Origin of the sequence: Blautia sp. MSK.18.38 (assembly GCF_024460535.1) — a bacterium.
GTDB lineage: Bacteria > Bacillota > Clostridia > Lachnospirales > Lachnospiraceae > Blautia_A > Blautia_A fusiformis.
Genome location: NZ_JANFYP010000009.1, coordinates 39,821 through 58,624, shown reverse-complemented (window position 1 = coordinate 58,624; position 18,804 = coordinate 39,821). Strand labels below are relative to the sequence as shown.

The following is an 18,804-nucleotide window of genomic DNA, read 5'->3' as shown; positions in this document are numbered from 1 at the left end:
ATTTCTTTGTGTATACCATGCGTGGTACTTTTTTACCGGCCTTATGTCTGACCCGGCGTTTTCCAGATCCGGGTATTTACGGATCTACTGGAAAAAGCTCTCCTCTTCTCCGCATTCCTTACCGTCTTTGATATAAACCCGCGGAACACGTTTACTGATCCCACAGACAAATTCATAGGAAAATCTTCCGGAAAGATCTCCCAGTGTCTCCACACTGATAAATTCCTCTCCATCTCTTCCCATCAGAGTGACCTCGTCCCCGGCCTTCACCTCCGGGATATCTGTGACATCAACCATAAACTGATCCATGCAGACCCGTCCGAGGATCGGAGCTTTTTTGCCCCGGATCAGGACCCAGCCCTTATTGGAAAGCTGTCTCGGATAGCCATCTGCATAACCTACGGGGATCGTTGCCATTCTGGTAAAGCGTTCTGTAACAAACGTTCCTCCATAGCTTACCGCTGTTCCACGTTCCACATTTTTCACATAAGATACATGACTTTTCAGCTCCATTGCAGGTGTCAGCTTCACAATATCACGTTCTACCTCCTCTGACGGATAAATACCGTAAATGGTGATGCCGGCACGAACGACATTGAGATTTGCTTCCGGAACACGGATGATACCTGCACTGTTGGAGCAGTGACGTACCGGAATATGAACGCCTCTTTTTTCCAGAAGCTCTGCAAAACGGAGATAACGGTCCAGCTGCACCAGTGCAGGAGAACGGTCGGTCTCATCCGCCCTGGCAAAATGGGTAAACATTCCCTCGATCACCAGATTCGGGATTTTTGAGATTTTTTCGATCTTTATCGCATTTTCCGGAATATCCGCATATCCGATCCTTGTCATTCCCGTATCCAGAGCCAGATGAATATGTACATTTTTTCCAATGCGTGCACCTGCTTTTGCATATTCTGCCGCTGTATTTAGATCTGATATGGTGATCCGGACATCGTTGGCTGCAAGTTCTTCATAATATTCCTCAAATACAAGGCCAAGGATCAGGACAGGCTTGATGATCCCTGCATGCCGAAGCTCCAGTGCCTCCTCTGCAGTAGCTGTTGCAAATCCCCAGATATAGTCATAGTCCTGGATCAGACGGGCAATAGCTCTGGCACCATGACCATAACCGTCCGCCTTGATCACAGCGATGATCTTTGTCCCTTCTTTGACATTTTTATGCATTTCCTCAAAATTGTGGGCAATGGCATCCAGTGATACCAGTGCTTTTACTCTCTCGTATTTTTTCATAATCCCGACTCCTCTTCACCTATAGCTAATGCCTTGGGCAGATATTCTATGATATCTCCTGCCAGCATACTGCGCATTCCTTTTTCAGCGGCTGCAAGATCACCGCAAAGTCCGTGAAGATAAACACCTAACGCGGCCTTTAAAACCATGGGAGGCTGTTCCTCCGTTTTCAGATACATACATAACACTGCTGCCAGGATCCCGGAAAGCACATCTCCGCTTCCTGCAGTTGCCATTCCGGAATTACCGGAAAGATTCAGATACATCTGGCCTTTTTCATCTGCGATCACCGTACATGCATCCTTCAATACGCACACAGAGCCTGTTTCCGCAGCACATTTCAGTGCAGTATCTGCGATCTCATGCTGGATCTCCTGGATCGTTCTGCCACTGAGCCGGCTCATTTCTCCGATATGCGGTGTCAGGACTACATGCTCTCCCAGATACTGGTACCACTGTGGATGTGCAGCCAGAAGGTTCAGGCCGTCCGCATCCAGGATCAGCGGCTTTTTCTCCCGGGCAGCCGCCGTGAGAAACCACTGTTCTCTCTCACGGCTGGCCACTGATGTTCCAAGTCCCGGTCCGATCACGATCACATCACACCAGGATAGAAGCTGTTCATTGGATTCCTGATCAAAGCGGCTGCAGACCATAGCCTCCGGAAGGAGTATCTGCAGTGGGATCCTGTTGGCTTCCACAGTCTGGATCTTTACCATTCCCGCACCGGCACGAAGTGCTGCACTGGCGCTTAAATAAGCGGCTCCACACATTCCCTCACTTCCGGTCACAAAGAGCACTTTTCCGAAGGTACCCTTGTTTCCGCCGGGATCACGTTCCGGAAACAGCTTCAGATCTTTATTTTCCAGACAGGCGGCAGATGCAGTCACAGCTTCCTGCTCATAGATCCCGATATCGGCGGTAACGATCCTTCCTGCATACAGTCTTCCCGGATAAAAGCAAAGACCTCTTTTCCGGTAGGCAAATGTGACAGTCAGATCGGCGCTGAAGGCAATTCCCATTTCCAGGCCAGTATCTCCGTTCACTCCTGACGGGATGTCAACTGCAATCTTTTTGGCCCTCGCACTGTTCATCTCATGGATGATATCAGCATAATGCCCCTCGATCGGACGCGTCAGGCCTACCCCAAACACGGCATCTACTATAGTAGTATATTCACTCCACTGCGGGTTATTCACCTCCGGGACACGATAACCGGAAGCGATCTTATACTGAAGAGCTGTCTCTCTGGTCATTTTATCTTTGTTTCCGACCATATAAAACTCTACCCGGATTCCCTTCAGATGGAACAATCTGGCAACAGCGATACCGTCACCGCCATTATTTCCGCTTCCGCAGACTACCAGGATCCTTTCGTCCTTCTGGAGATACTTTTCTGTTTCCTCTACCACCTTCAGTGCCGCCCGCTCCATCAGAACCTCGGAGGGAACTCCGATCTCACGGATCGTTGTGGAGTCCAGATCCTTCATTTCTTTGCAGGTAACAAGCTTCTTCATTCTGTCTTCTGCCTCCCCTCTGTCATAGAGAAAGCTGCCGTTTCCGGCAGCTTAACAATTCTTACTTATCCACATGTTCCTGCCTGTATTTGCTGAGATTATAAGACAGTGTCATCAGACTCTCGGAAAGATGAACGTTCTCTACGATCACATCATCCGGTGTCTCAAGATCGAGATGTGCAAAATTCCAGATTGCCTTGATCCCGTTCTCCACCAGGATATCTGCCATTTCCTTGGCTTTATTCTTGGGAAGTGTCAGGATCGCGATCTCCACGTTATTCTCTCTCAGGAAAAACGGAAGCTCACTGAGCATCTGGATCTCAAGTCCACGGACTGCGATGCCCTCAAGCACAGGATTTACGTCAAAGATACCAACCAGCCTGAACCCGCGCTTCTCAAAATCCACATAATTGGCAAGTGCCTGTCCCAGATTACCGGCACCCAGGATGATCATCGGATGAACGGTATCCAGTCCCAGGATCTTACCGATCTCTGTATAAAGATAGTGTACATTATAGCCATACCCCTGCTGCCCAAAACCGCCAAAATTATTAAGATCCTGACGGATCTGAGAAGCTGTGGTATGCATCTTTTTACTTAATTCATTGGAAGAAATACGTTCTACATTATCTTCCATCAGCTCTCCTAAGTAGCGGTAATAGCGTGGCAGACGCTTAATCACCGCTTTCGAGATTTGTTTTGTCTCCACGATAGTTTTCCTCCTTACCTTACACTAGGTTAATTATAACGAATTGACATTTTCCTGTCAATTAAAGTTGTCTATTCTGTACAAATTTCTTTATAATTTTTCTAATAATTGATTTTTTCTTTGAAATCCCGGCAGTTTCCGTTATAATAGGTGGAGGATTTTTCCCTGTTCAGACATAAACAGGGGTGATTCTTTATACAGGAGGACAGTTTTTATGATTTTATCATGTCAGAATATATGCAAGGCCTTTGGCGAAAAAGTAATTTTAAATGATGCATCCTTTCACATTGAAGACCGTGAAAAGGCTGCTCTGATCGGATGCAATGGTGCAGGAAAGACCACACTGCTGCGTATCATCATGCAGGAGCTTTCTGCTGATTCCGGTACCGTGGTGCTTGCCCGGGATAAAAATATCGGCTATCTTGCCCAGTACCAGGATATCCACGGACATCATACCATCTACGAGGAGCTTCTTACCACCAAGCAGCACATCATCGATATGGAACGCCGTATCCGCAATATGGAACAGGAAATGAACACGGTGACCGGTGATGAGCTGAACCGTCTGATGGAAACCTATACCCGCCTGACCCATCAGTTTGAGCTGGAGAACGGATACGCTTACAAAAGTGAGCTGACCGGTGTCTTAAAGGGTCTCGGCTTCACGGAGGAAGATTATGACAAGCAGATCGAAACTCTTTCCGGCGGTCAGAAAACCCGCGTGGCGCTGGGCAAGATGCTTCTTTCCAAGCCGGATATCCTGCTTCTGGATGAGCCAACCAATCACCTGGATATGGAAAGCATCTCCTGGCTGGAAACTTATCTTCTGAATTATCCGGGAGCTGTTTTTATCGTCTCCCATGACCGTTATTTTCTGGATAAGGTAGTCACCAAGGTCATTGAGATCGAAGCCGGACAGACCCGCGTATACAGCGGCAACTACTCTGCCTATGCTCTCAAGAAGGCTCAACTTCGTGACGCACAGTACAAGGCATACTTAAATCAGCAGCGGGATATCAAGCATCAGGAAGCCGTTATCGCCAAGCTGAAATCCTTTAACCGTGAAAAATCCATCAAGCGTGCGGAAAGCCGTGAAAAAATGCTGGACCGTGTACAGAGGATCGAAAAGCCTCTTGAGCTCCAGGACCGGATGCGTATCTCGCTGGAACCACGGGTGTTAAGCGGAAACGATGTGCTCCACGTGGAAGCGCTTTCCAAGGCTTTTCCGGGACAGACCCTGTTCTCCGATATCTCCTTTGATATCAAACGCGGCGAGCGTGTGGCACTGATCGGAAACAACGGAACCGGAAAGACCACCATGCTGAAGATCATCAACGGTCTTATTGAGGCAGATGCCGGCAAATTTTCCCTTGGTTCCAAGGTGCAGATCGGTTATTACGATCAGGAACATCATGTTCTGCATATGGACAAGACGATTTTCCAGGAGATCTCCGATACTTATCCGACTCTCACAGAGACCGAGATCCGAAATATGCTTGCCGCATTTCTCTTTACCGGAGATGATGTTTTCAAGGAGATCTCCGCACTTTCCGGTGGAGAAAGAGGCCGTGTTTCCCTTGCAAAACTGATGCTTTCCGAAGCCAACTTCCTGATCCTTGACGAGCCTACCAATCATCTGGATATTGCCTCCAAGGAGATCCTGGAGGAAGCACTGGTCAGCTACACCGGTACAGTCCTTTATGTATCCCATGACCGTTACTTTATCAATCAGACTGCGACCAGGATCATGGAACTGACAAACCAGGCAGTGGTAAATTACATCGGTGATTATGATTACTATCTGGAAAAGAAGGAGGAGCTGACCAGTACCTATGCACCGGGAAGCACTTCTCCGGAGGCACCTGCCGAAGAAAAATCGGTTTCCGAGAACAAGCTTTCCTGGCAGCAGATGAAGGAAGAACAGGCAAAGAAACGAAAACGGGAAGCCGAGCTGAAAAAAGTCGAAGCCCGTATCGAAGAGCTGGAAACAAGAGACAGCGAGATCGACGAAACCATGGTCCTTCCGGATGTCTGCACCAATGTAGCGGAATGTACAAAGCTGAGCCGCGAAAAAGCAGCCATCGCTGAAGAACTGGAAGAGCTTTATGAAAAATGGGAAGAGCTGGCCTGACGGTCAGCTCTTTTTTATCCCCTCATGTTTTTATGGAAGCAGCATGCCGAGATGCTGTTCAAAGCATACACCATCGTTACGGTCTGTTCCTTCCTCCACCGCATCCCGGATCGATGCCGAGATAAAGTCCACGGCCAGCTCTGCACAGGTTTTCATGGAATATCTTTTTACCAGCCCTGCACTGAGCACGGATGCAAAAAGATCTCCTGTCCCGGAATAGCTTCCGCCAGATTTCTCTGCAAATACCCAGGAGCTGTTTCCGTTTTCCAGGACAAGATTTCCCATTTTCAGAGGCTGCCCCTCCTCCCTGTGATCCACTCCGGTGATCACAACGGCAGGAAGTGAAAATTTCCGGGCAAGTCCGCACCCGATCTCCCGGATCTCTTCCATCCGCCGGGCCTCTGATGCCTTTTGCAGTTCCTTCCAGATCTCCTCCATTTTTTCTTTTCCGTAGAGAAGAAGGAGGGCTTCCGTAAGGTTCGGTGTGATCACATAGGAACGACGTGTCAGTTCGCAGAACCGGCTGCGAAGCTCTTCTGTATAGATCGGATAAACCGCGCCGTCATCCCCCATCACCGGATCTGTAAGGATCAGAGTATCCTTCCCTGCAAACGCATCCATAAATTTCAGGATCCTGTCTGCCTGCTTATCGTCAGAAAGAAATCCTGTATAGATCCCATCCGGGAAAAATCCTCTTTTTTTCCACTGCTCCATATATGGTTCCATATGCTCTGTGAAATCCTCACAGAAATAACTTTCATAACCGGTCTGGTTGCTTAAAACAGCGGTGGGAAGTGGACACGCCTGGACTCCCATCACCGAGATCACCGGGATCGCTGCTGTCAGTGAACATTTCCCCAGCCCGGAAAGATCATTGATCACTGCTATTTTTTTCATGGTAATTCTCCAGTCTTGAGTTTTTTTCTGTAATATTATAGAATGAACTGTCAGGTTTACGCAATCATTTTTGGAAGGAAATCATCATACTTATGTTAAATATATCTGCAGAACACAAAAAAGAACACCTTTATCTGGAGGTTTATCACTATTACCGGAAGCTGATCCTGGAAGGCCGTCTCCTTCCCGGAAGCAAAATGCCCTCCCTCCGCAAATGCGCCCAGGAGCTGAAGCTGAGCCGTACCACCATCGAAAATGCCTATCTTCTGCTGGCAGCAGACGGCTATATCATCGCCAGGGCACAAAGCGGCTATTATGTCACCAGCATTGCTTCCAAGCAGCATCTGCTTCCCCCCGAAAAACAGGATAAGGATATCACGCCCTGCCTTTATGATTTTGCCTCTTCCGGTGTTGACCGGGAAAGCTTCCGTTTTGATCTGTGGCAGCGTTACATCAAAAGCGCCCTCCGCCAGGGCGAACGTATGCTTTCTTATGGCGAACCCCAGGGCGAAAGCGATTTCCGGGAGGTTCTCGCAGACTATATCCGGGAACGCAGAAATGTGATCTGCTCCCCGGATGACATTGTAGTAGGAGCCGGTCTCCAGCCCCTTCTCCAGATCCTCTGTCCTCTAATCCATGAACGGAAAACCGTTTCGTTCCCCACACCGTCCTTCACCACATGCAGCACCATCTTTCAGGATTACGGCTTTGATGTCCATTACCGGGACAAAAGCTGCGATGTGATCTATGTTTCTCCTGCTCACATGACGAAATGGGGCGAGATCATGCCGGTAAAACGACGCCTGGAGCTGATCCGTCATGCGGAGATCAATGACCATCTGATCATTGAGGATGATTTCGAAAACGAATTTGTTTATTTCCAGAAGCCGACACCTTCACTTTTCGGTCTTGCAGGTGGTGAAAACGTTGTCTATATCGGTTCCTTTTCCAGGCTGCTGCTGCCCTCCATCCGTGTCAGCTTCATGGTACTGCCACGCTCTCTCCGGGAAAAATATACAAAAAAAGCAGCCTTTTATAATCAGACTGCTTCCAAGGCAGAACAGATCGCGCTCTGCCAGTTTATCCGCGACGGGCATCTGGCTTCCCAGACTAGAAAGCTCCGCCGCCTTTATTCCCAGAAGCTGAAGGCTCTTTCCCAGGCTGTCCGGGAAACCTTCGGCCAGGACTGCCAGATTCAAACAGGAACCGCAGGAACCAGCCTTGCCCTTACTCTTCCCTGTTCTCTCACAGGCAGTGAACTGACAGACAGAGCCCGGAACCGTGGTCTGGGACTGGAGGTTCTCAGAGAAAACGGAGCCGAGGTCACCCTGGTCCTCTCCTGCTCCTCCATTCCATCCAAGGATTTTCTGCCTGCCTGTCAGCTTCTGAAGGAGGTTACCGGCTCCTAATCTCTCCGGTTATCGATCATGTAGAGCAGGGCATTTACAATGCACGCAGCAATATTGCTTCCACCCTTGCGTCCTTTTGCCACAATATAAGGCACATCTGCGTGCATGATTAGCTCCTTGGACTGCACAACATTCACAAAGCCTACCGGCACACCAATGATCAGCTCAGGAGAAAGCTTTCCGTTCTCAATAAGCTCATAAAGACGTACCAGTGCGGTAGGTGCGTTTCCAATGGCAAAGATCAGCTTTTTATCCATCTCTGCTGCCTTGTCCATGCTGGCTGTGGCTCTGGTAGTCCCGTTCTTTTTTGCAAGGGCAGCCACATCCTCATCGGACATGAAGCAATAAGCCTCACCGCCGTAGCGGGCAAGTGCACGCTTGTTGATCCCGGCCTTTGCCATCTGGGTATCTGTGACGATACAGGCACCGTTGCGAATGGCGTCCATGGCTATCTCCACTGCCCCCTCCGAGAAGCAGAGATTTTTTGCATAATCAAAATCTGCGCTTGTGTGGATGCAGCGTTTTACGATCAGCTCTGTTCCCGGGATCAGGGGAGTATCCCCCAGCTCTTCTGTGATGATCTCAAAGCTTCTTTTTTCGATCTCCATGGGTTTTACATTTTCAAGCTCAACTTTCATTTCTATTCTTCCTCCGTAATCCCGTTTTCCAGTATCTCATAGATTTTTTTCATATCCAGATGCTTCCGCAACTCTGCAGCCAGGATATCATACTGCTGTTCCTTAAATGCCGCAAAATCCACGCCTGTCATATTTTCCACATCAATACCTTTTTTCTCACCGATCACGCGAATGATCGCCTCTGCAGATGCTTCCTTATCGAAAACGCCATGGATATAGGTTCCGCACACATTTCCTGCAAAAGCACCCTCTTCTTTTTTCTTACCGCTGACGCTGTCTGTGATCTTCGTGGCTGTTCCTGCATTGTCCTTCAGGATGCTTTCGCCCATATGGATCTCATAGCCCTCGATCTCCGCACCGGAAAGAGGAGCAAACACACCGGACAGCTGACCGAAATGCCCCTGCACCCTGGTCCTGGTTTTCTTTTCGGCAAATACCGTTTCCATGGGAAGAAGTCCCATTCCTTTCATGGAACCGCCATTTTCAACTCCATGAGGGTCGCTTAAGGTCTCGCCCAGCATCTGATAGCCGCCGCAGACACCAAAGATCAGCTTGCCTCTGGAGGCTTCCTTGAGAACCGCTGCCTCCATTCCGCTTTCCCGCATCCAGATCAGATCACCCATGGTGTTCTTGGTTCCAGGAAGGATGATCATATCCGGAGAGTGAAGATCTCTCGGGTGTTTTACATAGCGGAGAGAAACTCCGGGAATGCTCTCAAAAGGATTAAAATCCGTAAAGTTGGAAATCCTTGGTGTACGGACCACTGCGATATCAATGACACCGGCTTCCTGCTTCCGGTCAAAACGCTCCGTCAGGCTGTCCTCATCCTCCACCTGGATATCCAGATAAGGCGCCACACCCACCACCGGGATCCCGCTTCTTTCCTCAAGCATGACAACACCAGGGTCCAAAATAGTCTTATCTCCGCGAAATTTGTTGATGATCAGCCCCTTTACCATAGCCTTCTCATCGTCCTCCAGAAGCTCCACCGTACCGATCAGCTGGGCAAAAACACCTCCACGGTCAATATCTCCCACAAGAAGGACCGGTGCCTTGGCCATCTTTGCCATACCCATATTTACAATATCCTCATCCTTGAGATTGATCTCGGCAGGACTTCCCGCACCTTCGATGACAATGATATCGTTATCTGCTGCAAGAGCGTTGTACGCCTTCATCACATCCGGGACCAGGGTCTTCTTATATTTGAAATAATCCCTAGCACTCATGGTTCCAAGAACCTCTCCGTTTACGATCACCTGGGAGCCTACATCATTGGTAGGCTTCAGAAGGATCGGATTCATCAGGACAGACGGCCGGATCCCGGCTGCCTCTGCCTGCATGACCTGGGCCCGTCCCATCTCAAGACCATCCTCTGTGATAAAGGAATTCAGTGCCATATTTTGTGATTTAAAAGGAGCCACACGATATCCATCCTGCTTAAAGATCCTGCAAAGTCCCGCAGCCAGCAGGCTTTTTCCGGCATTGGACATGGTTCCCTGTACCATTATTGCTTTTGCCATAATATACCTCCCTCAAGTACTTCGATCAGTTTTACATTTTCTTCATGGCGCTTTACCGCGATCCGGTAATACCCCTTTGTAAGACCCGGATAATTGCTGCAGTCACGGATCAGGATCCGCTTGCGCAGACAGAAGTCAAAGAGCTCCTCCGGTCCTTTAAAGAAAATATAATTTGCTTCCGACGGAAATACTTTATACCCAATGCGGGCCAGCTCATCCTTCAGCCACTGTGCCTCCCGAAAAACAAGCTGTCTTCCCTCCTCTACATATTCCGTCTCTGTAAGTGCCTGGAGCCCGGCTGCCTGGGCCATGGTGGAAACATTCCATGGCTGAACGCAGAGCTCCATCCTTTCCAGCAGCTTTCTGTCAGAACAGAGGCCATAGCCCAGCCGCACACCGGCCATGGCATATCTTTTTGTAAATGCCTTCAGGATAAAAAGATTATTGAACCCGGAAAGAGAACGCTTCAGAGAATACTCTTCCGGTTCCTTTACAAAATCAAGGAAACACTCATCTACCACCAGCAGGATATCCAGCTTTCTGCATTTTTCCAGGATCCTTTTCAGAAGCCTGTGGGGAATCAGCATGCCGGTAGGATTGTTGGGGTTACATAAGAAAGCCATATCCAGTCCCTTATGGAGGATATCCAGATATGCTTCACTGAGCACAAAACCGTCATTTTCCGTCAGCATGTAATATTCCAGCTCACAGCCAGTGCTGGCCAGAGCCTGTCCGTATTCCGCAAAAGTAGGCGCCGGGATCAGAGCCCGCTTTGGCTTTACTGCATGACAGAGCGTAAAGATCACTTCTGCTGCTCCGTTACCACATATTACCTCTTCCGCTTTTACCCCTTCCGATTCTGCGATCCTTTCCCTGAGAACGCCGCATCCCACCTGGGGATACTGTGCAATATGATCCAGACTGTGGATAATGGCCTGCTTCACACTTTCCGGTGTTCCCAAAGGATTCAGATTTGCCGAAAAATCCAGGCAGTCTTTATGTTTATATACGTCTCCTCCATGTATGTGTTTTGTCATTGGTCATTCTCCTGTCTGTATTTATTGTTACCTTAATAACCCGAACCGGATCCCCGCACTGAGCAGTCCAAATACAACCACCCCCAGTATGGATGCCGCGTACATCAGCCGGTTAGCTCTTTTGATATCCTCCGGCTCCACCGGGCGGATCGGATCCCCGATCGTGGGTTTTTCATATAATTTCCCGAAATAATATGCATTTCCCGCAAGCTGTACATCCAGCGCTCCGGCCATGGCAGCCTCTGTCTGAGCAGAGTTGGGGCTTGCATGATTTCTCCGGTCACGTTTGTAGATCTTTGCCGCGTTTTTTGTATCCATTCCTGTAAAAACAGTTCCTGCCACCATCAGCCATCCGGAGATCCTGGCAGGGATATAATTGGCCACATCATCCAGCTTTGCCGCAATACGGCCGAAATAAAGATATTTGTCATTTTTATATCCAAGCATGGAATCCATGGTATTGATACCCTTATACAAAAACATCAGCGGCACCCCGCCGATAGCCATATAAAGCATGGGGGCGATCACGCCGTCGGATGCATTTTCCGCAACGGTTTCCACAGCAGCCTTTGTCACGCCGGTTTCCGTAAGCTCTCTGGTATCACGGCCTACGATCATGGACACCGCATAGCGTGCCTCGTCCAGAGTTCCGTTTTTCAGCCGGTCATAAACCTTCATACTCTCATCTTTCAGGGAACGGGTGGCAAGAAGCTGATAGCACCAGAAAACCTCCAGCACAAATCCGGTCACCGGCAGATACCGGTAAAGATAATAAAGCACCAGAAGCGGCACCCCGCCGCTGAACAGACCGACAAGCACTACGATCAGAAAGCCTCCTGTCAGCTCACCGCCGTGATTTTTCGGAAAAATCTTCCGGATCACCTTTTCCAGCACTGCGATCAGATTGCCGATGACACAGATCGGATGATAAAGCCATCTGGGATCTCCGATCAGAAGATCCAGCACAAATCCTATGACCAGTGCAGGAAGACTATATTTCAGCATCTTTTTTCTGCCTCCGTTCTTTCTTATATTCCAGTGCGTTCTTCAGAAAGCGTGCCGGAACCCTGGGATTTCCGTAATAATAAAGATGCGGAAATCCTGCCATCAGCCTGCCTCGGTCATGGATACAATCCCATCCTCTTTTAGATGCCGGCTTTGCCGCATGAAAATCCTCTCCGCAATCTGTGGAGTCAAAGTAATGGAATTCATGAGCCGGGATCTCACCAAGTCCGGTATCCTGTTTTTCCGTAAGGGTGATATAGCCGAACCGGTTCAGCTTCGGTGTCCGGTAAGCCCTTCCAGGGATCACCCCGCAGACTCTGCGCTGCTTTCCTTCCATATCCTCCATCTCCTGATGAAGATACATGAATCCGCCACATTCTGCCAGACAAGGCATTCCATCCAGGATAACTTCCCGGATCCGGGTGCACATTTCCTGATTTTCTTCCAGCGCCTCCCCGTTTAATTCCGGGTAACCGCCGCTTAAAAGAAGCCCGTCCAGATTCTCCGGAAGCTCTCTGTCATGAATGGGTGAAAAACGTACCAGCTCCGCTCCCATCTGCTCCAGAAGATTTAAATTATCCGCATAGAAAAAGCAGAAGGCTTCATCATCCGCCACACCGATCCGCACCTTTTCCTCTGTACGGTATCCGAAGGCAGTATCCTTCTGTATCAGCATTTCCGTCTCCGGTGCCGCAAGCTCCGGTGCTTCCCCTGCAAGCTCCAGGATCCCATCGATATCCAGGGTTTTCTCCAGTACCTCGGAAAGCTTCTGCAGACGGCTTTTCAGCTCCGGGATCTCCTCCGGAAGCACCAACCCCAGATGACGGCTTTCGATCACACAGTCCTCCACCTTCGGAACATATCCCAGCACCTTTACGGAAAGCTCCTCTTCCAGAAGCTTCTTCATCCTGGGATACAGCATGGGAGACATCTGATTAAAGATCACGCCACAGATATGACTGTCCTTTTTGTATTCCAGAAAGCCCTTTACATAGGCAGCCAGGGAAACACTCATGCCACGGCTGTTTACGATCAGGATCGCCGGTGTATCTGTGGTGGAGGCCAGATCATAGGCGCTGGCTCTGGAGGTGATCCCTCCTACACCATCATAATACCCCATGACTCCCTCCATCACTGCGATCTCACAGTCCGATGCGTTCTTTGCCAGAAGATACCGGGTTCTGTCTCCATCTGTAAAAAACGTATCCAGGTTTCGGGATCTTGTACCGATCACACGGCTGTGGAACATAGGATCTATGTAATCCGGGCCGCATTTAAAAGAAGCCACCTTAAGGCCACGGTTCACCAGCGCCTGAAGCAGCCCGCAGGTGATCAGGGTTTTTCCGCTTCCGCTGGCACCTGCCGCAAGAAGTATTCTCGGGATCTTCACCTAAATCTCCTCCCATCTTCCGCTGCAGGAAATGATATAGATCGGATTCTCACCCATCATCATATGATACCTTCCGATAGATTTTGATCTTGCCGCAGACAGCTGTACGATATCCACATCCGTCAGGCTGAAATCTCGTATGGCATTCATGGCTTCCGTCACCGTCTCCAGGGTGATGCAGTTGATCACGATCCGTACTTTTGGATTTTTGTCCAGAAGAAGCCGGATGATCTCATTCATATTTCCGGAAGACCCGCCGATAAAGGCATGTGTCGGAACAGGCAGTTCCACCATTGCTTCCGGTGCAGTACCCGGCACGATCTCCAGATTGTCTGTGGCAAATTTCCGCCTGTTCTCCTTCAGAAGAGCAAGGGCATCCTCCTTTTTCTCGATGGCATAGACCTGCCCCTTCCAGGCACGAAGCGCCATCTCAACAGAAACCGAGCCTGTACCCGCTCCCACATCATAGCAGACAGAATCCTCCTGAAGCCGAAGCTTGGACAGAGAAACCGTACGCACCTCTTCCTTTGTCATAGGCGCCTTCCCACGGAGAAATTCCTCATCACAGATCCCGTGAACTGCGGGCAAAGGTACTGCCTTTTCATTGCACGCAGTTACCACGCTTAACGCATCGCCCCGGTATTCTGTAAGATCTGCTGCACTGGCATGAAAGATTTTTTCATTTTCGTAGGAAAGATTTTCACCCACATAAAGGGTCACATCACCCATTCCATACGCAACCAGACGAGAAGCCAGGCGAGCCACCCCATCCTCTGTTCCCAGAATGGAAAAAACCTTGGGGTTATGCCGAATCAGGGCAATCAGATTGCAGTCTCTTCCATGAGCGCTGACGATTCTGGCATCATCCCAGGAAAGACCGATCTTCGCCATAAAATAGACAACGGAAGAAATCCCGCAGATCACCTGGACATCACCATCCAGAAGATCGATCAGCTTCCTTGCGCCGCTGTAGAAGCCCACATCGCCGGAAAGGGCAATGGCAACGGTACGGTACTGTGGATGTGTCTTGATATACTCCACGATCTTATCACTGCGGTACTCATGGAGAACCATCTGCCCCGGCATCTGTACGGCATCTGTCATACGCTTTGCACCGATCAGAAGCTCCGCCTCATCAAAGGCCTTCTTTCCTTCCAAAGTCAGGGTTTTTTCCGCACCCATGCCGATGCCTACAAGAGAAATCCTCTGTGACAGGGTAAGGCCGAACAGCTTTGCCAGAAATACCCTTGCTTCCGGCAGGGACAGCCCCTCCTCCTGCAATGGTCTTCCGATGATCACAGGTGTGACGCCGCAGCGCTGACAAGCCTCCATCTTTTCCGGGAATCCACCTGCCAGACCGGTATCCTTGGTGACCAGATAGCTGCACTGAAACTGTCGAAGCATGGCTTCATTGATCTCTGTGGAAAATGGCCCCTGCATACCGATGAGATGCTTTCCCTCGATCCCCAGCTCCGCGCAGGAGCTGATCACGGAAGGGATGGACAGCACCCGGGCAAAAAGCCTCTCCTGGTAATCCGGGATCACTGTAAATTTAGACAGCTCCTTGCTTCCTGTGGTAAGAAAAATGTTCCCCTCTGTACCGGAAAGAAGTTCTGCCGCCTTCTCCGTGCTTTCCACATAGATGGCTTCCCTGTTCTTCTCCCCCTCCGGGCGAAGGACACGCTGATAGCGGATGCTTCCGTTCTCACAGGCAGTCCGGATATTTTTTGTCACCTCTGCTGCATAGGGATGAGTGGCGTCCAGAACGATCTCCGGCGCTTCCCTTCGGAAAAGCTCCTCCATATCTTCGGTTTTCAGCCTTCCGGCGCTGACATGGAGAAATTCATTTTCCTTCAGAAGGGAGCCGCCATATTCCGTAGCTGCACAGGCATAGACCGGAACATGATTTTCCGCAAGGAACTCACAGAGCGCATAGCCCTCGGTGGTCCCTGCAAAAACAATGGCTTTATACATTCTTATATCCCCTTGGTGTTACCATCTTGCCGTTTACATTCTTAGTCTGTGAATTTCCCACAAATACGGTAGTAAACATATCCACTTCTGTATCACGGAGTTCCTTCAGTGTCATAACCTGTGCAGTCTCGCCGTCACGTGCGATCTGGGCAACCGTGCCGCAGACAGTATCCGGGGACTTGTATTTCATCATCAGATCACAAGCCTTCTGAAGATAATCCTTACGTTTTCTGCTGGACGGATTGTAAAGGCATACCACAAAATCCGCCTGTGCTGCTGCCAGAAGCCTTGCCTCGATCTTCTCCCACGGAGTCAGAAGATCACTTAAGCTGATCAGGCAGAAGTCATGGATCAGCGGTGCACCCAGCACTGCGGCGCCGCCTGTGGCTGCTGTCACACCCGGGATAATGGTCAGCTCCACATCCGGATAGTTTTCTCCCACCTCATACATCAGACCTGCCATGCCATAGACACCGGCGTCACCACTGCAGATCATGGAAACGGTTTTTCCTTTTTTTGCCTCGTCAAAAGCAAGTACACAGCGGTCTACCTCTTTTTTCATCGGTGTGGTCATGAACTCTTTGCCTGCAAAATACTCCTTTACAAGATCCACATACACCGTGTAACCGATGATCACATCACTTTCATTTAATGCACGGATCGCTCTTCCAGTCATCTGGTCATACGCACCCGGGCCAATTCCTACAACATAAATCTTACTCAAAACGTATCCTCCGATTTCCGGCTGCAAGGGCGGTGGTCACACCGTCCCGGCCTGTTTTTTTTCTGATCAGTGTACCCTGTCCGCAACCCAGAACCGCGCTTCTCTCACAGACATTCTCTACACCTGTTATCTTTTTTACAAATTGTGACGGGGTAAATTCACCCTGCACTGCCTTCAGCTCTTCCTCTGTAAAGGTCAGAAACGGAAGCTGCCAGGCTTCTGCCAGAGAAAGAAGTCCCACCTCTTCCTTCTTCAGATCGATACTGGCAATGGCTCTCAGTGCTTCTCTGTAAACATCCGATTCTCTCAGACATTCCTCTGCCGCCTTCCGGATGGAGGCTGCATCCTTTCCCCTGCGGCAGCCCATTCCCAGAACTGCAGAGGGCGGCACCACATGGACTGTATTTTTAAAGGGCAGGCAACCTCTGTGGATCGTCACCGCAATACCTGTTTCCGGTGCCTCACCGGCTTTCTCACCATTCTCCGGATCCGCTGCAGCTGAGGGCCTTCCGTCTTTCCCGCAAAGCACCAGACCCTCCGGCAGCTCTCCATCCCATGGAAACTCACTGTAAAAGCCAACGCTCTCTCCCGCAAGAAGGGCTGCAGAAGCCTCCTTTGCAGCCTTCATATGAAAAATAGCACAGCCATTCTTTTTTGCAAAAACATCCACTGCAAAACGGCTGTGAAGATCTGTGGCTGTTGTCACAACCGGCACCGCCTTAAGATATCCGGCACAGCGAAGAGCCAGCTCATTGGCTCCGCCCAGATGTCCGGAAAGAAGAGCAATGACAAATTTTCCACACTCATCGATCACCAGCACAGCCGGATCCGTCTTTTTTCCGGCAATGTAAGGTGCGATACTGCGCACTGCGATCCCGCAGGCGCCAATAAAGATCACACCCTCTTTTCCTGTCCGGAACTGTTCCCCTGCCCACTGGGAGGTGGAAACAGAGATCGGATCCGGAAGGTAACGGCTCTTTTTTGCAAGGGTGACACTCTCACCCTCTTTTTCCAGAGCCCTCTGAAGCCTTTCCCCTGTCTCCAGCCCTGTCATACTGAAGCAAATGATGGAAATGTTCATATTTTATTTCGTAGCCTCACGGAACTCTGTGGTAAAGCTCGGATCATACAGCTTGGATCTGTCATAGCTTGCAGCATTGACCGCATCGCCTACCAGCATAAGCGCTGTTTTTGTGATCTTGTTCTCTTTTGCTGTCTGCGCCAGAGTACCCACTGTACAGATAAACTTCTTCTCATCGGGCCAGGTTGCCTTGTAGACGATGGCAGCCGGTGTATCCTCACGGTATCCGCCCTCCACCAGTCTGCGGCTCAGCTCCTCCAGCATACCTGTACTGAGGAAAATAACCATAGTCGCATTATGAGCGGCAAAGGACTGAATACTCTCTTTTGCCGGCACCGGTGTCCTTCCTTCCATTCTTGTGATGATCACACTCTGGGAAATATCCGGAAGTGTATACTCCAGGTTCAGTGCAGATGCAGCTCCGCAGAAGGCACTGACACCCGGGCAGGAATCATAGGGGATTCCCTTTTCATCCAGGATATCCATCTGCTCACGGATCGCACCATAGATACATGGATCGCCGGTGTGGAGACGAACGGTCATCTTACCCTCAGCCTCTGCTCTCTCCATAACAGAGATCACTTCCTCAAGGGTCATCTTTGCACTGTTATGGATGGTGCACACATCCTTGGAATACTCCAGAAGCTGGGGATTTACAAGAGATCCCGCATAGATGATCACATCTGCCTCTTCCAGATACTGTTTACCTCTTACTGTGATAAGATCCGGTGCTCCCGGACCTGCTCCTACAAAATGTACCATAATCTATTCCTCTCTTCTGTCTTTGTTTTCTTTGATAATGATCAGGGAATAATATCCTGCATCCTCAGGGATCTCCTCCACGGTCCGGTAGATCTTTTCATCCGGCATTCCGCAGTTTTCGATCATCATGGCCTCTGCCCCCTGAGAAAGAAGCTCCGCCTTCACATCCTTCATTTTCTTTCCGGCCTTCATAAGGACCTTGGTACCGGAAAGCTTCAGCGCATCCTCGATCTGATAGGAAGCCGGGATCACGTGAAGAGGCTCTGCCTTCTCCACAAGTCCGGTGTTCAGACGGGCGGAAACTGCACAGAAGGATGTGATGCCACAGACGATCTCCGTCTCATAGCCCTGAGCCACAAGTCTGTGATGGATATAGAGATATGTGGAATACACGGTAGGATCTCCCAGTGTGAGAAATACCACATCTTTCCCCTGGTCCAGGACAGCCTTGACTTTTTCTGCTCCTGCATCGTGATAGCTCTTCAGCACCTCAGGATCCTTGGACATCGGAAAAGGAACTGCAAGAAGCTCCTTCTTTCCAAGCTCCGGATAAGCCCCCTCCACGATCTTAAACGCTACCGTATCCTCCGGAACCTGTCCCGGAAGTGCGATCACCTCTGCCTCCTTTACAAGACGAAGTGCTTTTAAGGTAAGAAGCTCCGGATCTCCCGGTCCTACACCTACACCATATAATTTACCTGCCATATTTCTTTCCTCCTAACTATATTTTCCAGACAGGATAAAACCTGTCTGTTA

16 protein-coding genes are annotated in these 18,804 nt (G+C 49.8%); 2 read left to right on the top strand and 14 right to left on the bottom strand.

Annotation, left to right across the window (positions count from 1 at the left end; translation table 11 throughout):
- Nucleotides 1–84: 84 nt before the first annotated feature.
- The 3 genes from alr to NE638_RS07430 form a co-directional block, all read right to left on the bottom strand.
- Nucleotides 85–1,254, bottom strand: a complete 1,170-nt coding sequence (alr, locus tag NE638_RS07440; RefSeq protein WP_173745974.1) for an alanine racemase — start codon at nt 1,252–1,254, stop codon at nt 85–87.
- Complete coding sequence (locus NE638_RS07435; protein WP_173745973.1) at nt 1,251–2,768, bottom strand: NAD(P)H-hydrate dehydratase; 1,518 nt, start codon at nt 2,766–2,768, stop codon at nt 1,251–1,253. Before NE638_RS07435 ends, alr begins: the two co-directional genes overlap by 4 nt.
- Nucleotides 2,769–2,829: 61 nt before the next feature.
- On the bottom strand, nt 2,830–3,477 hold the full coding sequence (locus NE638_RS07430) for a redox-sensing transcriptional repressor Rex (RefSeq protein WP_021650558.1): 648 nt from the start codon (nt 3,475–3,477) through the stop codon (nt 2,830–2,832).
- Between the two features lie 214 nt (nt 3,478–3,691).
- Between NE638_RS07430 and abc-f the strand changes: the two genes are divergently transcribed.
- Nucleotides 3,692–5,608 (top strand): ribosomal protection-like ABC-F family protein, encoded by a 1,917-nt coding sequence (gene abc-f / locus NE638_RS07425; RefSeq protein ID WP_022426792.1) that lies wholly within the window; start codon nt 3,692–3,694, stop codon nt 5,606–5,608.
- Between the two features lie 30 nt (nt 5,609–5,638).
- Here the strand turns inward: abc-f and NE638_RS07420 are convergent, their stop codons facing one another.
- Nucleotides 5,639–6,505 (bottom strand): pyridoxamine kinase, encoded by an 867-nt coding sequence (locus NE638_RS07420; protein ID WP_015524819.1) that lies wholly within the window; start codon nt 6,503–6,505, stop codon nt 5,639–5,641.
- A gap of 92 nt (nt 6,506–6,597) precedes the next feature.
- Here NE638_RS07420 and pdxR point away from each other — a divergent pair, with 92 nt between their 5' ends.
- Nucleotides 6,598–7,914, top strand: a complete 1,317-nt coding sequence (gene pdxR, locus NE638_RS07415) for a MocR-like pyridoxine biosynthesis transcription factor PdxR (protein WP_173745972.1) — start codon at nt 6,598–6,600, stop codon at nt 7,912–7,914.
- Here pdxR and NE638_RS07410 read toward each other — a convergent pair.
- Genes NE638_RS07410 through cobI form a run of 10 tightly spaced genes read right to left on the bottom strand, consistent with a single transcriptional unit; the run spans nt 7,911 to nt 18,753 of the window.
- Nucleotides 7,911–8,552: a precorrin-8X methylmutase gene (locus tag NE638_RS07410; RefSeq protein ID WP_173745971.1), complete on the bottom strand. Its 642-nt coding sequence runs from the start codon at nt 8,550–8,552 to the stop codon at nt 7,911–7,913. The two genes, pdxR and NE638_RS07410, sit on opposite strands and share 4 nt — an antisense overlap.
- A gap of 2 nt (nt 8,553–8,554) precedes the next feature.
- Nucleotides 8,555–10,075: a cobyric acid synthase gene (locus NE638_RS07405; protein ID WP_022426794.1), complete on the bottom strand. Its 1,521-nt coding sequence runs from the start codon at nt 10,073–10,075 to the stop codon at nt 8,555–8,557.
- Nucleotides 10,060–11,112 carry a threonine-phosphate decarboxylase CobD gene (cobD, locus tag NE638_RS07400; RefSeq protein WP_022426795.1) on the bottom strand — a complete coding sequence of 351 codons (1,053 nt, stop codon included), beginning with the start codon at nt 11,110–11,112 and terminating at the stop codon, nt 10,060–10,062. Before cobD ends, NE638_RS07405 begins: the two co-directional genes overlap by 16 nt.
- 27 nt (nt 11,113–11,139) lie before the next feature.
- Nucleotides 11,140–12,117 carry an adenosylcobinamide-phosphate synthase CbiB gene (gene cbiB, locus NE638_RS07395; RefSeq protein WP_173745970.1) on the bottom strand — a complete coding sequence of 326 codons (978 nt, stop codon included), beginning with the start codon at nt 12,115–12,117 and terminating at the stop codon, nt 11,140–11,142.
- Nucleotides 12,104–13,507: a cobyrinate a,c-diamide synthase gene (locus NE638_RS07390; protein ID WP_173745969.1), complete on the bottom strand. Its 1,404-nt coding sequence runs from the start codon at nt 13,505–13,507 to the stop codon at nt 12,104–12,106. Before NE638_RS07390 ends, cbiB begins: the two co-directional genes overlap by 14 nt.
- On the bottom strand, nt 13,508–15,481 hold the full coding sequence (cobK, locus tag NE638_RS07385) for a precorrin-6A reductase (protein ID WP_173745968.1): 1,974 nt from the start codon (nt 15,479–15,481) through the stop codon (nt 13,508–13,510). It abuts the gene before it with no gap.
- Nucleotides 15,474–16,205, bottom strand: a complete 732-nt coding sequence (cobJ, locus tag NE638_RS07380; protein WP_021650567.1) for a precorrin-3B C(17)-methyltransferase — start codon at nt 16,203–16,205, stop codon at nt 15,474–15,476. Before cobJ ends, cobK begins: the two co-directional genes overlap by 8 nt.
- Nucleotides 16,198–17,286 carry a cobalt-precorrin 5A hydrolase gene (locus NE638_RS07375; RefSeq protein WP_173745967.1) on the bottom strand — a complete coding sequence of 363 codons (1,089 nt, stop codon included), beginning with the start codon at nt 17,284–17,286 and terminating at the stop codon, nt 16,198–16,200. The genes cobJ and NE638_RS07375 overlap by 8 nt, the downstream gene beginning before the upstream one ends.
- 3 nt (nt 17,287–17,289) lie before the next feature.
- Nucleotides 17,290–18,048 (bottom strand): precorrin-4 C(11)-methyltransferase, encoded by a 759-nt coding sequence (gene cobM / locus NE638_RS07370; protein ID WP_173745966.1) that lies wholly within the window; start codon nt 18,046–18,048, stop codon nt 17,290–17,292.
- 3 nt (nt 18,049–18,051) lie between these two features.
- Nucleotides 18,052–18,753 carry a precorrin-2 C(20)-methyltransferase gene (gene cobI, locus NE638_RS07365; RefSeq protein ID WP_092069119.1) on the bottom strand — a complete coding sequence of 234 codons (702 nt, stop codon included), beginning with the start codon at nt 18,751–18,753 and terminating at the stop codon, nt 18,052–18,054.
- Nucleotides 18,754–18,804: the final 51 nt, after the last annotated feature.

What these genes read in the sequence shown, in the direction of transcription:
- NE638_RS07410 (WP_173745971.1), bottom strand. Translation starts at nt 8,552, where the DNA reads ATGAAAGTTGAGCTTGAAAATGTAAAACCCATGGAGATCGAAAAAAGA.
- NE638_RS07420 (WP_015524819.1), bottom strand. Translation starts at nt 6,505, where the DNA reads ATGAAAAAAATAGCAGTGATCAATGATCTTTCCGGGCTGGGGAAATGT.
- cobI (WP_092069119.1), bottom strand. Translation starts at nt 18,753, where the DNA reads ATGGCAGGTAAATTATATGGTGTAGGTGTAGGACCGGGAGATCCGGAG.
- pdxR (WP_173745972.1), top strand. Translation starts at nt 6,598, where the DNA reads ATGTTAAATATATCTGCAGAACACAAAAAAGAACACCTTTATCTGGAG.
- cobM (WP_173745966.1), bottom strand. Translation starts at nt 18,048, where the DNA reads ATGGTACATTTTGTAGGAGCAGGTCCGGGAGCACCGGATCTTATCACA.
- cbiB (WP_173745970.1), bottom strand. Translation starts at nt 12,117, where the DNA reads ATGCTGAAATATAGTCTTCCTGCACTGGTCATAGGATTTGTGCTGGAT.
- NE638_RS07435 (WP_173745973.1), bottom strand. Translation starts at nt 2,768, where the DNA reads ATGAAGAAGCTTGTTACCTGCAAAGAAATGAAGGATCTGGACTCCACA.
- NE638_RS07375 (WP_173745967.1), bottom strand. Translation starts at nt 17,286, where the DNA reads ATGAACATTTCCATCATTTGCTTCAGTATGACAGGGCTGGAGACAGGG.
- abc-f (WP_022426792.1), top strand. Translation starts at nt 3,692, where the DNA reads ATGATTTTATCATGTCAGAATATATGCAAGGCCTTTGGCGAAAAAGTA.
- cobD (WP_022426795.1), bottom strand. Translation starts at nt 11,112, where the DNA reads ATGACAAAACACATACATGGAGGAGACGTATATAAACATAAAGACTGC.
- alr (WP_173745974.1), bottom strand. Translation starts at nt 1,254, where the DNA reads ATGAAAAAATACGAGAGAGTAAAAGCACTGGTATCACTGGATGCCATT.
- NE638_RS07405 (WP_022426794.1), bottom strand. Translation starts at nt 10,075, where the DNA reads ATGGCAAAAGCAATAATGGTACAGGGAACCATGTCCAATGCCGGAAAA.
- cobK (WP_173745968.1), bottom strand. Translation starts at nt 15,481, where the DNA reads ATGTATAAAGCCATTGTTTTTGCAGGGACCACCGAGGGCTATGCGCTC.